Consider the following 365-nt stretch of genomic DNA (forward strand, 5'->3'; position numbering starts at 1 on the left):
TTCAGCTTGTTTCTTTACTGAAGGCAAATCAGGGTCTACAACTTCATAATAGAAAGGATGATTAATAGTTCCACTTTTAATATATTTGGTTATATCTTCATTCTTCAAATCATTTATATGTGTAACCCCTGCTGGAACTTCTATTATTTCTTTCACCTCTGGAATCTGTCTTTTAGATGGCTCTAATAACCTTAACAGCATTGTAGTTGCTTCTGCTCTGGTGGCAGTTCTTTCAAACTTAAATGTTCTGTCTGTATATCCAGTGATAATACCTGCTGCATATGTCCTAGCAACATGGTTTTGATATTCTACAGATATGTCATTGAAATCCTTGATTTGAATTTGTAATATTTCTATATTTTGTG

General features: G+C 32.9%; 1 protein-coding gene. It reads right to left on the reverse strand.

What is annotated here, in order from left to right; all coding sequences use genetic code 11:
* A partial coding sequence (locus RCF13_RS07390; protein ID WP_308141026.1) for an S-layer homology domain-containing protein occupies positions 1–365 on the reverse strand: 365 nt, incomplete at both ends.

This window comes from Stenotrophomonas maltophilia group sp. RNC7 (assembly GCF_030910085.1).
Taxonomy (GTDB): Bacteria; Pseudomonadota; Gammaproteobacteria; order Xanthomonadales; family Xanthomonadaceae; genus Stenotrophomonas; species Stenotrophomonas sepilia.